Genomic DNA, 13,491 nt, shown 5'->3' on the forward strand with positions numbered 1-13,491 from the left:
TATGATAGCGCGACTCAACTCAGAAAGAGGAATATCAAACGCAAAAAAGCTCCACCCGCGAATAGCGAATGGAGTCATTAAAATATCTATTAATTATTTTGGTTCCGAAGTCTCGTGCTCGTTCGAATTGTACGTCTTGTTTTTGCTTCACTTTCTTTCCATTTTGTGAATAGCAAAGCAAATCCGCTAAGGATAAGAAGCGTACTTGTAATAATAAATACAAAACTAATGCCATAGAAACCGGCGACGACGCCACCGAGCACTGGACCGATGACGTTTCCGAGGAAGCGGAGGCTCGTGCTATAACCAAGAACCTCACCTTGAATCGCCACTGGTGCAGCTTGTCGAATATAAGCCATACGAACAGGCATAATTCCACCTAGCGTGACACCAAGCAAGAAGCGGATAATGACAAGTTGCCAAACTTCTGTAACGAAGGCGCCTGGTAAATAAACGATTCCAGCTAGCATGAGCAAAAGAATAATAATTTTTTCATAGCCGACTTTGTCAGCGATCATTCCCCACTTTCTAGTCATCAGCAAGTTACCGAGTCCGGTGATGGAAAAGGCGATACCCGAGATAAAGGCCAAATTCGCAGGTCCATTCAATTCACTCACATACAGTGCTAAAATTGGCTGGACAGAAAAATGGGCGATTTGAATGAACATGGAAATGACGATGACCATAATCAACATCGGTTTACTGAAGATGTGCTGGAGTACTTCTTTTTTTGTATAGGATGTTTTTGTGGATTCCTCATCCTTCACACGCTGCTCTTTCACACCGAACGTTACGAGAAATCCGGAAATTAACATGATGAGAGCAGTAATCATGAAGGCCTGTGAGAAGCCGACTGTATCGGCAAGCATGCCACCAAGTAGTGGTCCCATCAATGTTCCTGTGACGTTACCAGTTTGAAGCGTACCTAATACTCGACCAGAGATGTTCTTCGGAGTTTGTGTAGCAATTAATGCTTGAGATGTAGATATAAATCCAGCGAAAACACCCATGAAAAATCGTAGAATGAACAGTTGGAGAACTGAATCAACGATCCCCATTAAAAATATACTACCGGCGAGTCCGAATCCCATAATGGCTAAGATTGGCTTTCTGCCAAACTTGTCGCCGAATCTTCCCCAAAAAGGGGAGAAGGCAAATGCTGTTAAGAATGTAATGGCAAATACCCAACCAGACCAATTACGTACATAGGTTTCTGAGAAGTTACCGAAAGTTTCTATATAAAGAGATAGAAACGGCATTACCATCGTCATGCTACCAGCAATAAAAAAATTGGCGAACCACATGATCGCCAAATTCCGTTTTGCTTGTTTGTCTTGATCCAATGTACATCCTTCTTTCATTTTATTTCGATACCCGTTTCTTTCGACTACCTAAATAATAGCAAACAATGCAAACCGAGTCGATTGATTTGCTCACTGTCCGCCCGGGGAACGAAAAAAACCCCCAGCAAACAGTTTGCTGAGAGGTTTAGCCTATGTCATAAGCTTGTATTAGAAATCGAATAAATCACCAGAAAGATAACGTTCTCCCGTATCAGGAGCTATGCAGACAACGATCTCACCAGGATTTTTCCGTTTAGCAACTTCAATCGCGGTATACACAGAGGCGCCGGAAGATGGACCGACCAAAATTCCCTCTTCGCTCGCTAAGCGACGTGTCGTATCATAAGCTTCATCGTCTTCAATTAACATAATTTCATCATAAACTTCTTGGTTCAAAATTGGTGGAATGAAGCCTGGGCTTGTTCCAACTAATTTATGCTTTCCTGGCTTTCCACCCGTTAATACAGGGGAGCCAGCCGGTTCAGCGATATGAACGGTCACATCAGAGAACATCTTTTTCAACTCTTCACCAGTGCCAGTGACTGTACCACCAGTTCCAGATGTACAAACGAAAGCGGAAAGAGGCTTATCTAGCTGTTCCATCGCTTCTTGAATTTCTACAGCTGTTGTTGTTCGGTGAGCATCTGAGTTTGCTTCGTTTTCAAATTGCATTGGCATAAAGCTGTTCGGTGTTTCTTCAACGAGCTGCTTCGCTTTTTCAATAGCTCCAGGCATTTTTTCATCACCCGGGGTCAAAACAACTTCAGCACCATAGGCCTTCAATAAGTTGATACGCTCTTTTGTCATCGTATCTGGCATTGTCAAAATTGCTTTATAACCACGCGCTGCGGCATTCATCGCAAGTCCGATGCCGGTGTTACCACTCGTCGGCTCGATGATTGTTGAACCTTCTTTTAAATGCCCGGCTTTTTCTGCTTCAAGAATCATATTAAAAGCAGCCCGGTCTTTTACACTTCCACTCGGATTAAACAATTCCAACTTCACGTAAACATCTGCACCATCGGCAGGACTTAATTTATTCAACTTAACTAACGGTGTATCTCCGATTAATTCGGCAATATTATTTACGACACGCATGCTGATTCACTTCCTTTTCATTTTGATAAGCTTTAATCCTAGTTTACCAATAGACTTTATTATAATTCAACTGATTGAACCGACAATATCCTTCTTATACTGTATGATAAAATAAACAGTAGAAGGAGGCGAACGATATGGTGTTTGAAAATGAAAAAGAAATTCATACAGATTTTAAAAAACGAATGACTTATGGTGATTATTTATCATTGGATTCAATATTGGCGAGTCAGAACCGCTTATCTGACCATCATGATGAGATGTTATTTATCGTGATCCACCAAGTAAGCGAACTTTGGATGAAGTTAGCACTTCACGAAGTAAACGCAGCGATTAAGGCGATTCAGCAAGAGGCCTACCAACCGTCATTTAAAATGTTGGCGCGCGTATCTTCTATTCAACGACAGATCATCCAAGCATGGGATGTTCTTGCGACGATGACGCCTTCTGAATATATGGAGTTTCGTGATTATCTTGGCCAAGCTTCCGGATTTCAATCCTATCAATATCGTATGCTTGAATTTGCGCTCGGTTATAAAACCAAACACGTGTTAAAAATTTATGAAAAAGACCCAGAACTTCATAAGACTTTACAAAAAGCTTATGAAGCACCAGGTCTTTACGATGTAAGTATTAAAGCATTGGAAAAAGAGGGCTTTGAAATCGATCAAGAAGTTTTGACACGAGACGTCAGAAATTCATACGAAGTGAACGAAAGTGTTCAAAGAGCTTGGGAAGAAGTGTACCGAGACACAGAGCGGTATTGGAACCTTTATCAATTAGCCGAAAAATTAGTCGATATAGAAGATGCCTTTCAACAGTGGCGATTTCGACATATGAAAACTGTCGAACGAATCATCGGCCATAAAAAAGGAACGGGCGGATCTTCCGGTGTCGGTTATTTGAAACAAGTGCTGGATCACTATTTCTTCCCAGAACTATGGAGTTTACGCACGACGCTATGATTGGTCGATGGTCTCTAAAATTGCACGAACAGGACTTCCATCCGCACCTTCGATAAATAGTGGCAATGCAGTCAACCGGTAATCACCAGGCTCGACTGCAGACAAATCAAGCCCTTCCAAAATATGAATATGATTTTCTTCCAATGCGTGGTGCATATCGAGTGCTTTGCTGTCTAACGGATCAACAGAAGGCAAGTCAACACCAAGTAATTCCACCCCATGCCGATTCAAATATTCACCTAAACTTGGATCTAATTGGGGAATTTCTTTCGGAAAGGTAGATGGGTCCGACCATGCATTGGTTTTTAACAACAACCGCTTCGTCTGTGAGAAATCGATGAAAGCAAGATCCTCGGGTTTAATTAACCATTTAGTTGAAACATCAACAACTTTTGCTCGACCAATAAACAACTCAAGTGGCAACTGATCGATGGTTGTCCCATGCGAATTAAAGTGAAAAGGAGCATCAACATGCGTTGCTGTATGGCAACTTGATGCGATTTGACCGACATTGACGGACCCGGTATCTTCCTTAGACCAGGTGAGGTCATAAGAAAAAGGACGGTCTCCTGGCCATGTCGGCGTATGGGCATTCAACTTTCTAGAAATATCGATAATCATGGAATTCCTCCTCTGGACTAAATCCGAATCGTTATGCAATCGTTCCACGCTCGTTAGGGAATGCTTTATATGTTTCTTTTTCCATAATAGACTGCAACCGTTCAACCGCTTCATAAATATCTGCATAAGACGTGTAAAACGCAATCGGCGCTACTCGAAGAACGTTCGGTGCACGGAAATCAGGAATCACGTTTTGTTCTTTTAAGGCTTTCGCTATTTTCGCGGCTTCTGGGTGTTCCAAACAAATATGGCCACCACGACGTTCATCTTCAACTGGGTTCCCAAGCTCGAAACCATAAGCCATTAATTTTTCTTCAACAAGCGCCATCATATACCGAGTCTGTTGCAAAGACTTTTCACGAATTTTTTCAATCCCACCAGCTTCTTCAAATAGCTGCAAAGATCCGATTAACGGGGCGATGCTGAAAATATGCGGTGTTCCGATTTGATAAGCACCAGCCGTGTGGGCTTTCGTAAACGTATGCTCCATATCAAATTGACGGTCTTTATCCGAACCGAACCAACCCGTCAGGCCAGGGCGCTTGTCCAAATGTTTTTCGTGAACAAATAAACCGGCAACACCACCAGGGCCACTGTTGACATATTTATAATGGCACCAATACGCAAAATCTACATCAAGATCATGAAAATGATGAGGAATCGCGCCGACCGAATGGCATCCATCCCAGCCAATAGGAATTCCACGTTCATTTGCTGCTTTGGTCACTTTTGCAATATCCAATAGCTGACCGCTCCGGTAAAGGACTGTCGGTAAAATAATTAATGCAACCTCATCAGTCATCGATTCAATAATTTTGTCTTCATCAATCGTACGACCATCATCACTCTTTACTTGAATGAGATGCTCGTCAGGGTCATAACCATGCAATAAAAGCTGGCTTTGCAATGCATAAATATCGGAAGGAAAATTCAACTCATCTGCTAAAATTTTTGTGCGCTTTCCTTCCGGTCGGTAAAAAGTAGCAGCAAGTTGATGCAAGTTCGTTGTCGTCGAACCCGTCACGATGACTTCTTCTGGTTTGGCCCCAATCAATGAAGCCACTTGTTTTCCTAGATTTTCAGATAAATAGTACCAAGGGTATTTCCCTTCAGACCAGCCATCAATGCCAAAATTCTTCCAAGAATCAATGACCTCGTTCAATGTATCTTCTGCGCGTTTTGGCATTAATCCTAGAGAGTTACCATCTAAGTAAATTTGACCTTCTTGTACATAAAATTCTTTTTTCATATCTCGTAAAGCATCTTGTTGATCTAGTTGTTCAGCGTACTCTTTTGTCGGTTGAACCATTTTCATACCTCCTATGACTACGTTAAATATATCATATATTCAGATAAAATTTAGCGTTCATGAATGAGAAAGTGAGTCTACTAAGAAATGTTAAAAAACGTGACGAATGAAGCACGTTTTTGTGGTATGATGAATGTATTAATTAGTTAAAGGTAGTGAAGACCATGCTAGAGTCTCGACTATTCGAAATGATGATGAATTATCGTCAAGCAACTTCAAGAACGAATCATTTTTCTTCGGTCAATCAATCGGGGAATCACACGTCAACCGGCCAATTATTCCAACAACTTTTTTCTACATATATGCAACCGAGTAACAACCAATCGCTTTACTTAAATCAGCCGAGTCCTCAACAACCAGGATTCGCAGTTGGTCAACTACCGTATACACATCAGACGACACCCATTCCAACGATGAATGAAGGCGATCAAAAAACGAGCAGCTTCGATGAGTTGATCCAACAAGCAGCAGATAAGTTCAATGTCGACATCTCATTGATTAAGCGTGTCATCCAAGCAGAGTCTAACTTTAACCCGAACGCAGTCAGCTATGCCGGAGCGTCCGGCCTAATGCAACTGATGCCTGCCACCGCAAAAGGCTTAGGCGTTACAGATTTATTTGACCCGAAACAGAACATAGAAGGTGGGGTCAAATATTTAAAGGATATGCTGAATCGTTATGATGGCAATGTCACACTCGCCCTAGCTGCCTATAATGCAGGTCCAGGAAATGTTGACCGCCATAACGGCGTCCCACCTTTTGAAGAAACACAGAAATACATCAAGAAAATATTAGGATAGGACACGTTCGCGTAGTTGCGAACGTTTTTTGTTGGATTTCTCTTAAACGTTGAAGCATTGTGAATTAATGTTGAAGCATTGTGAATTAATGTTGAAGCATTGTGAACTAATGTTGAAGGTTTGCAAATTAATGTTGAAGCATTGCAAATTAATGTAGAAGCTCCGCAAATCAACATTGAAGCATCGCAAATGAAGACTGAAGCCGTACGAATAAACACTGAAGTATCGCAAATGAACACTGAAGCCGCGCAAATGAACACTGAAGCCGCGCAAATGAACACTGAAGCTCAGCAAATAAACACTGAAGTCACGCGAAATAACACTGAAGCGCTACTAAAGATTGACTCGAAATTATTTAAAAAAGGACCCATAGATTCGCTATGAGTCCTCAATGATTTATTTATGAAGAATGGGCGTGTTCGCCAACAAGGTTCAAGCTTGCTTGTAGATCTTCCCAAATATCCTCCCAATTTTCTAGGCCGCAAGACATCCGAATCAACGAATTACTAATACCCATTTTCAATCGTTCTTCTTCCGGAATGACTGCGTGTGTCATCGTTGCCGGGTGTTGAATAATCGTTTCAGCATCACCTAAGCTGACGGCAATTTTCATAAAGGTCAACCGATTCAACAATGCCTGTGCCTCTGCTTTATCGCCCTCAATCTCGAAAGAAATGACGCCGGCACCTTGACTCATTTGTTTTTTAGCGATGTGGTAATCGGGATTATCTGAATCAAATGGATAGAATACTTTTTTCACTTTTGGATGTTCCTTTAGCTTTTCGACAACCTTTTCAGCGTTGGAAGAATGGCGATCCATACGAAGCGGCAAGGTTTTCAATCCTCTTAATAATAACCAAGAATCGAAAGGTGAAATGACTCCGCCGATATCTTTTTGCGTCGTCATTGCAACATCACTAATGAAGTCCTTGTTACCGACAACAATTCCAGCAATCACATCGCCATGACCACAAATATATTTCGTTGCACTATGAATGACAATGTCACACCCTAAATCTAGTGGTCGCTGTAAATAAGGTGATGAGAACGTATTATCAACGACTACAGGAATTTCATACTTTTCAGCGACACGGGCAACCATTTCTAAATCAATGATTTTCATCGTCGGATTAATTGGTGTTTCGATATAAATGCACGTTGTATTTGGTTGGATGGCTACTTCGATTTCTTCTTCGGATTCCATGGAAATAAAGTCCGAACGAATTTGGTATTTTTCATTCATCAAATCTAACAAGCCAAATGTACAACCGTATATCCCTTTAGAGCATAGAATGTGGTCATTTGCTTTCGTCAGCTTGACTAATACTGAAGAAACGGCAGCCATTCCTGATGAAAAAGCCAAAGCTGCTTCACCGTTTTCTAATACAGCCATTTTCTCTTCTAATATGTTAACTGTCGGGTTTCCAAGCCGTGAATAAATATAGCCTTCTTCCTCACCCGCAAATCGACGCTCTCCTTGTTCAGCGGACTCGAATGTATACGTTGATGTCTGAAAAATAGGAGCGGATAAACTGCCAAGAAAATCTTTTGAATCATAACCGTGATGGATGACTTCTGTTTCAAATTTTCGTTTCATGAAAAACTCCTCCTCGTACCCTTTTTGTATAGTATAACATATTTTTGTAAGCGCTTTCTTGTGTTTATAAAAATAGTGTTCGGCAGGGTTAGTGTAAGTAATCTTTAAATAGGGAAAATGAAGAAGGGGATGCATTCACAACCGCCTCAAAGGTTTTCATATTTAGTTATGTCGTTAAGGCTCTTTGTTGGCGCTTTCCCCGATATCTTTCATACGTGTAAAGAATTAAGCCGACCCAAATGAATAGAAACGTTACAGCGTGAACATATGTAAAGGTTTCATTGAGTAAGAACACACCGATCAGTAACATGATCGTTGGGGCAAGGTATTGCAAAAAGCCGATTAACGAAAGAGGAATTCGTTTCGCTCCTTGGGCGAACAATAATAGTGGAATTGCCGTGATGGCACCCGTTCCAAATAAAAAGAGTCCTATTAAATCGAAAGAAAACGATCCCGCGCCATTCCATTCGATAACGGAAAGATAAATGAGAGCAATAGGAGTGATGAACATCGTTTCAATTCCTAACGCAAATATCGGATTCAAGTCAGCGACCTTTTTCAAAAACCCATACAATCCGAAAGTCATCGCTAGAACGATTGCCACCCACGGAACCGAACCAAAATGAACCGTCATGAAGCTAACGCCGATGAAGGCAGAGAAAACGGCTATCCATTGTAAAGGTGATAATTTTTCTTGTAAAAAAAGAATACCTAAGACGACATTGAACAGTGGATTGATATAATAGCCAAGACTCGCATCTAAAACATGCCCAGCGTTGACAGCCCAGATATAGGTTACCCAATTTAAACTAATTAGAATGGAAGCAACTAAAATGCCAAGCCATCTTTTCCAATAGGAAAAAACATACTTGGATTCTTCCTTGAAGAGCTGCCACCGTCGGATAAACAGAATGAAGCAAAGCATAAAGACAAACGACCAGATGACTCGGTGAGCTAAAACTTCCCATGCAGGTACGGATTCAACTAGCTTCCAATAGAGTGGAAGGAATCCCCAAAGCAAATATGCAGAAAATCCATATAGGATGCCTATTCTTTCTTCATTCATTTAACTGTCCTCACTTTATCGATTTAAAGCAATCGTAAATCAATTGATTGAATTTTTCAACACGTTATTTTGTTGTTACTAGAGGGAACATTCGATACACTGAATATATTGAAGGAGGCTAACCCATGCAAATTTATATCACCGATGAAGCAGTTGATTGGTTAATAGAAGAAATGGACTTAGAAGCAGGAGATCAAGTCAGGTTTTTTCCAAAATACGGAGGAGACAGTGCGTTTCAACAAGGGTTCTCAGTCGGTATGGGGTTAGAAACGGCACCGACACCGGAAACAATCGTTGAAAAGAAAGAGATCACTTTTCAAGTGGATGAAAAAGATGCTTGGTTTTTCGACGGAAATGATTTAGAAGTAGTCGTGGAAAATGATGAAGTTAAATTTGAAAAGAAAGATGACTGATAAGTGAGGAGGTCTAAAAGGTGGAGTGGACAAGGGAAGAAGCGTTCGATTTCTTGAAAGAATTGTATGACGATCAAATAATGCAGCAAGAAAAACGCCGTGTATTTAAAATGCTCCATCGCCAACTGTATGAACGACTGGATGACTTGGCAATCAATCAAGCAATCTCTGAGAAAGCGGAGAGACAATTGTATCTCTTTAAAGAATTTACGTTTATGCCAGGCGACAATATTTTTCAATCGATGCGCTATTTGTTTTTAATTGCACGTGGTGAGATGGAAATTGAACGTCAAGTGACTAGAAAACATCTGCAACGAGTATATCAATCGCTATTTCAACCAGCAGCACTTAAAAACCCAATCATTCCAGATTCATTTTGGGAAACACCATTAGGGATTGCCTGCCAAATTGCCGAGGAAGGCGTTGAATCCGTCTATCCGTTACTGACGGAAATGAAGGAGTCATAAAGATGAGAGAATAATGATTTTGGCGGACATCTGGCGGCTGTGCAATAACTTATCCATCCGCCCCGATAGTAACGTGGAGCCGCCCAACAAACGGTTGCAGCCGCTCGACGAACGCGTCCAACCGCTCGACAAACGCGCCGAACCGCTCGACGAAATGAGTCCAACCGCTCGACAAACGCGCCGAACCGCTCAACGAATGAGTCCAACCGCTCGACAAATGCGTTGAACCGCTCGACAAACGAGTCCAACCACCCGTCAATCGGCGGTTTTTTTTGTGCGTTAAATTGCCATTCAAAATTGATACGTGTTAAAAGCTTCAGAGTGTGGAAAATAAGCATATAAGAGTGTCAACAGGAAAACACTTTAAATAGATTTGTCATTCACATAAAAAAATAATTTTGATTATTAGGTAATCACCACATATTGTGGTAAAATAGAAAAGTTGAAAAGAACTAGGAGGAATGATATGCAAGTCTCAAAAGATATCCGCAATATCGCAATTATCGCACACGTCGATCACGGAAAGACGACGTTAGTTGACCAGTTACTACACTACTCAGGAACATTTAAAGAACATGAGCACATTGATGAACGTGCCATGGACTCCGATGACATTGAAAAAGAGCGTGGAATTACAATTTTAGCTAAAAATACAGCTATTAATTATAAAGATACTCGAATCAACATTATGGATACACCTGGACACGCCGATTTTGGTGGCGAGGTCGAACGGATCATGAAAATGGTTGATGGGGTGCTTCTTGTGGTCGATGCTTACGAAGGCTGTATGCCACAGACGCGCTTTGTGTTAAAGAAAGCATTGGAGCAAAAGCTTCAACCAGTTGTCGTATTGAATAAAATAGATCGACCGAACGCTCGTCCAGACGAAGTCGTTGATGAAGTTCTTGATCTATTCATTGAGCTGGGTGCAGACGATGAACAATTGGAATTCCCGGTTGTTTATGCTTCAGCCTTACAAGGTACATCTGGAACCGAAGCGGAAGAACAGCAAGAGACAATGGACCCTGTATTTGAAACGATTATGGACCATATTCCTGCACCGAAACAAGATGTAGACGGACCACTTCAGTACCAGATTACGTTACTTGATTACAATGATTATGTCGGGCGAATTGGTATTGGACGAATTTTCCGAGGCCGAATTAAAGTAGGCGACAGCGTTTCATTAATTAAAAAAGACGACACAGTGAAAAACTTCCGTGTCACCAAATTATTTGGTTTTCTCGGTTTGAAGCGTACAGAGATTCAAGAAGCACAAGCAGGTGACATCGTTGCAATCGCAGGTGTAGAAGATCTTAACGTTGGGGAAACAGTCTGTGACCAAAATCACCATGACCCACTTCCTGTTCCACGTATTGATGAGCCGACATTGCAGATGACCTTTGTTGTAAACAACAGTCCATTTGTCGGAAAAGAAGGCAAGAAAGTCACTTCTCGTAAAATTGAAGAGCGTCTTTTGACACAGTTAGAAACGGACGTCAGCTTACGAGTGGAGCCGACAGATTCACCTGATGCATGGAAGGTTTCCGGACGTGGAGAATTGCATTTGTCAATTTTAATTGAGAATATGCGACGTGAAGGGTACGAACTTCAAATTTCCAAGCCTGAAGTTATCATTAAAGAAATTGATGGTGTGAAATGTGAGCCGATGGAACGTGTCCAAATCGATGTGCCGGAAGAATATACCGGAGCGGTTATGGAGTCGTTAGGTGAGCGTAAAGGCGAAATGCGCAATATGGAAAACCAAGGAAATGGGCAAGTTCGTTTAGAGTTTAACGTACCATCCCGTGGGTTAATTGGATATTCCACTGAATTCATGACACAAACGCATGGTTATGGAATCATTAACCATTCCTTTGATGAGTATGCGCCATTCATTTCCGGACGCGTAGGTGGAAGACGTTCAGGTGTCCTCGTTGCACAAGAACGTGGAAAAGTGACGAACTACAGTATCTTAGCTTTGGAAGATCGTGGTACGATTTTTGTCGAGCCAGGAACCGAAGTTTATGAGGGTATGATTGTAGGCGAACATAACCGTGAAAATGATTTGACGGTTAACATTACAAAAGAAAAAGCACTCACAAACGTTCGTTCCGCGAACAAAGATAATACGGTAAATATTCGTAGTACACGAACATTAACATTAGAAGAAGCTATTCAGTTTCTAAATGAAGATGAGTATTGTGAAGTCACTCCAGAATCGGTACGACTTCGTAAGAAAATCTTGAATAAGAGTGAACGTGAACGTGATGAGAAACGTGCTAAAAAAGCATAAATAAAATGGAAAAATCTCTTGCTAAATAAGCAAGGGATTTTTTTGTTCAAAAAAGTACAAATTTTACGCAAATGAAATCATGCCGTTAAATAACGTGAGTCTATAGTCAGTATAGAGAAGGAAATGTTTGAGTAAAGAGTGATAGCGGGAAGGGACATTTGTCCTAATAGACGGTCGCTCATCTTGTCCGTTGAGGTTTAACTTTTACTAGAAACGAGTACATAGATAGAACAAGTTGAAATCTAAAGCCATAGAAGGTGATACAACATGAACATTTTAATTTGTTCAACCGGATCAAGAGTAAAAATGACTCAATATATAAAAGAAGCTGTCAAATCAACAGGCGGAAAAGTGATTGCAGGTGATTCCGACCCATACTCACCAGCTTTGTTTGCTGCTGATGATTATGTATTATTAAAGCCAGTTGATGATGATGAATATATATCATCCATCATACAAGTTTGTAAGCAGAAAGAGATTGACGCCATTATTCCACTAATTGAAGAAGAAGTACCAAAGCTCGTGAAAAACCAATCTGTTTTAGATAACATCGGTGTGAAGTTAGCGACGAGTGAACAAGATTTAGTTGATGTATGTACGGATAAATTAAAAACCTATCAATACATCGATCAACTAGGATTTCCTGGGGTACCGACATTTTCAACGATTGAAGAAACATTAACGTTGCTTAATGATCGAGATTTTGATTATCCACTGATTGTGAAGCCAGCTGACGGAAAGGGTAGTGAAGGAGTTTGGCGTGTAGAAAATGAAACACAGTTAAGGGAGGCTGTAGAAAAAGTAGGCCACCCGATTATCCAGCCATATCTAAAAGATAAAGAGTTTGGCATTGATGTCTATATAGACTTGATCAATGGTCAATTAGTCGATGTATTTATGAAAGAGAAGTTCAAAATGGTAAATGGTGCAACCGATAAATCAATTTCAGTGAACGATGAGAAGTTACTGTCGCTCATTACATCGTTTGTTGAAGCGGCAGGGTTTACTGGACCGTTGGATATCGATTGTTTTGAATGGAATGGGAAGTATTATATCTCAGAAATCAATCCGCGATTTGGAGCAGGCTATCTTCATGCACATGAAATGGGTTGTAATTTCATGAAATATATCGTAAACAATTTGATCGGGAAAGAAAATCAGCCGTTTGAAAGAATTCAATACCCAGAAGGCATATGGATGATGAAGTATTCAGAAGTCATGTTACGTAAAATCGACTCATCTGAATAAAAATAACAACAGGCTGGGACAAAACTAAATTACTCTTCACTGAATCCGAACTATGCATAATTGAGCGAAGGAAATATACGTAGACTCCTACGGTCAACTAAATGCGGCCACGTCCTGTGGCCAACGTTGACACTAGCTCGTCCTGAGCGTCGGGAAGAAGAGCATAGGTGAGACCCCGAAGTGCTCTAGCACGAGGAGGCTCACTAGCTCCCCGTGGAAAGCGGAGTATATTTCCGTAGCGGTGATCATGCACTATTGTTCGATTTCT

14 protein-coding genes are annotated in these 13,491 nt (G+C 41.0%); 7 read left to right on the plus strand and 7 right to left on the minus strand.

Going from position 1 to position 13,491, the window contains the following annotated elements:
* Positions 1-89: 89 nt before the first annotated feature.
* A complete protein-coding gene (locus KC820_RS05985) occupies positions 90-1,361 on the minus strand; it encodes an MFS transporter (protein WP_186279605.1) in 1,272 nt (423 codons plus the stop codon).
* A 150-nt stretch (positions 1,362-1,511) separates the two neighbouring features.
* Positions 1,512-2,441, minus strand: a complete 930-nt coding sequence (gene cysK / locus KC820_RS05990; protein WP_144088859.1) for a cysteine synthase A — start codon at positions 2,439-2,441, stop codon at positions 1,512-1,514.
* 137 nt (positions 2,442-2,578) lie between these two features.
* On the opposite strand from cysK, the gene kynA reads away from it, so the two are divergent.
* A complete protein-coding gene (gene kynA / locus KC820_RS05995) occupies positions 2,579-3,406 on the plus strand; it encodes a tryptophan 2,3-dioxygenase (protein ID WP_144088860.1) in 828 nt (275 codons plus the stop codon).
* Here kynA and kynB read toward each other — a convergent pair.
* Together kynB and kynU are read right to left on the minus strand one after the other, a co-directional pair.
* Positions 3,401-4,027 (minus strand): arylformamidase, encoded by a 627-nt coding sequence (kynB, locus tag KC820_RS06000; RefSeq protein WP_212369219.1) that lies wholly within the window; start codon positions 4,025-4,027, stop codon positions 3,401-3,403. The two genes, kynA and kynB, sit on opposite strands and share 6 nt — an antisense overlap.
* Positions 4,028-4,058: 31 nt before the next feature.
* Entirely contained in the window at positions 4,059-5,342 is a 1,284-nt protein-coding gene (gene kynU, locus KC820_RS06005) for a kynureninase (RefSeq protein WP_377862685.1), read from the minus strand.
* Positions 5,343-5,500: 158 nt separating this feature from the next.
* Here kynU and KC820_RS13380 point away from each other — a divergent pair, with 158 nt between their 5' ends.
* Together KC820_RS13380 and KC820_RS06015 are read left to right on the plus strand one after the other, a co-directional pair.
* The gene (locus tag KC820_RS13380) at positions 5,501-6,136 is read left to right on the plus strand and encodes a lytic transglycosylase domain-containing protein (RefSeq protein WP_272874466.1); all 636 of its coding nucleotides are present in this window, start codon (positions 5,501-5,503) and stop codon (positions 6,134-6,136) included.
* A gap of 120 nt (positions 6,137-6,256) precedes the next feature.
* Positions 6,257-6,520, plus strand: coding sequence for a hypothetical protein (locus KC820_RS06015; protein WP_212369222.1), 264 nt, complete (start codon positions 6,257-6,259; stop codon positions 6,518-6,520).
* Between the two features lie 16 nt (positions 6,521-6,536).
* Here KC820_RS06015 and megL read toward each other — a convergent pair whose 3' ends face one another.
* Together megL and rarD are read right to left on the minus strand one after the other, a co-directional pair.
* A complete protein-coding gene (megL, locus tag KC820_RS06020) occupies positions 6,537-7,733 on the minus strand; it encodes a methionine gamma-lyase (protein WP_212369225.1) in 1,197 nt (398 codons plus the stop codon).
* A 166-nt stretch (positions 7,734-7,899) separates the two neighbouring features.
* Positions 7,900-8,799, minus strand: coding sequence for an EamA family transporter RarD (gene rarD, locus KC820_RS06025; RefSeq protein WP_212369228.1), 900 nt, complete (start codon positions 8,797-8,799; stop codon positions 7,900-7,902).
* Between the two features lie 125 nt (positions 8,800-8,924).
* Between rarD and KC820_RS06030 the strand changes: the two genes are divergently transcribed.
* Together KC820_RS06030 and KC820_RS06035 are read left to right on the plus strand one after the other, a co-directional pair.
* A complete protein-coding gene (locus KC820_RS06030; RefSeq protein ID WP_212369231.1) occupies positions 8,925-9,212 on the plus strand; it encodes a HesB/YadR/YfhF family protein in 288 nt (95 codons plus the stop codon).
* Positions 9,213-9,232: 20 nt separating this feature from the next.
* A complete protein-coding gene (locus KC820_RS06035) occupies positions 9,233-9,679 on the plus strand; it encodes a hypothetical protein (protein ID WP_212369234.1) in 447 nt (148 codons plus the stop codon).
* Here the strand turns inward: KC820_RS06035 and KC820_RS06040 are convergent.
* A complete protein-coding gene (locus KC820_RS06040) occupies positions 9,646-10,017 on the minus strand; it encodes a hypothetical protein (protein WP_212369237.1) in 372 nt (123 codons plus the stop codon). The two genes, KC820_RS06035 and KC820_RS06040, sit on opposite strands and share 34 nt — an antisense overlap.
* Positions 10,018-10,145: 128 nt before the next feature.
* Here KC820_RS06040 and typA point away from each other — a divergent pair, with 128 nt between their 5' ends.
* A complete protein-coding gene (gene typA / locus KC820_RS06045) occupies positions 10,146-11,975 on the plus strand; it encodes a translational GTPase TypA (protein WP_212369240.1) in 1,830 nt (609 codons plus the stop codon).
* Between the two features lie 267 nt (positions 11,976-12,242).
* Positions 12,243-13,223 carry an ATP-grasp domain-containing protein gene (locus KC820_RS06050; RefSeq protein WP_212369243.1) on the plus strand — a complete coding sequence of 327 codons (981 nt, stop codon included), beginning with the start codon at positions 12,243-12,245 and terminating at the stop codon, positions 13,221-13,223.
* The last annotated feature ends 268 nt before the right edge of the window (positions 13,224-13,491 follow it).

Source organism: Allobacillus saliphilus (assembly GCF_018138385.1).
Classification (GTDB): Bacteria; Bacillota; Bacilli; order Bacillales; family Alkalibacillaceae; genus Allobacillus; species Allobacillus saliphilus.

Bases quoted from the DNA above. Each gene is read 5' to 3' on its own strand.
- KC820_RS06030 (WP_212369231.1), top strand. From the start codon at position 8,925: ATGCAAATTTATATCACCGATGAAGCAGTTGATTGGTTAATAGAAGAA.
- rarD (WP_212369228.1), bottom strand. From the start codon at position 8,799: ATGAATGAAGAAAGAATAGGCATCCTATATGGATTTTCTGCATATTTG.
- megL (WP_212369225.1), bottom strand. From the start codon at position 7,733: ATGAAACGAAAATTTGAAACAGAAGTCATCCATCACGGTTATGATTCA.
- kynB (WP_212369219.1), bottom strand. From the start codon at position 4,027: ATGATTATCGATATTTCTAGAAAGTTGAATGCCCATACGCCGACATGG.
- KC820_RS13380 (WP_272874466.1), top strand. From the start codon at position 5,501: ATGCTAGAGTCTCGACTATTCGAAATGATGATGAATTATCGTCAAGCA.
- kynU (WP_377862685.1), bottom strand. From the start codon at position 5,342: ATGAAAATGGTTCAACCGACAAAAGAGTACGCTGAACAACTAGATCAA.
- kynA (WP_144088860.1), top strand. From the start codon at position 2,579: ATGGTGTTTGAAAATGAAAAAGAAATTCATACAGATTTTAAAAAACGA.
- typA (WP_212369240.1), top strand. From the start codon at position 10,146: ATGCAAGTCTCAAAAGATATCCGCAATATCGCAATTATCGCACACGTC.
- KC820_RS06050 (WP_212369243.1), top strand. From the start codon at position 12,243: ATGAACATTTTAATTTGTTCAACCGGATCAAGAGTAAAAATGACTCAA.
- KC820_RS05985 (WP_186279605.1), bottom strand. From the start codon at position 1,361: ATGAAAGAAGGATGTACATTGGATCAAGACAAACAAGCAAAACGGAAT.
- cysK (WP_144088859.1), bottom strand. From the start codon at position 2,441: ATGCGTGTCGTAAATAATATTGCCGAATTAATCGGAGATACACCGTTA.
- KC820_RS06040 (WP_212369237.1), bottom strand. From the start codon at position 10,017: ATGCTTATTTTCCACACTCTGAAGCTTTTAACACGTATCAATTTTGAA.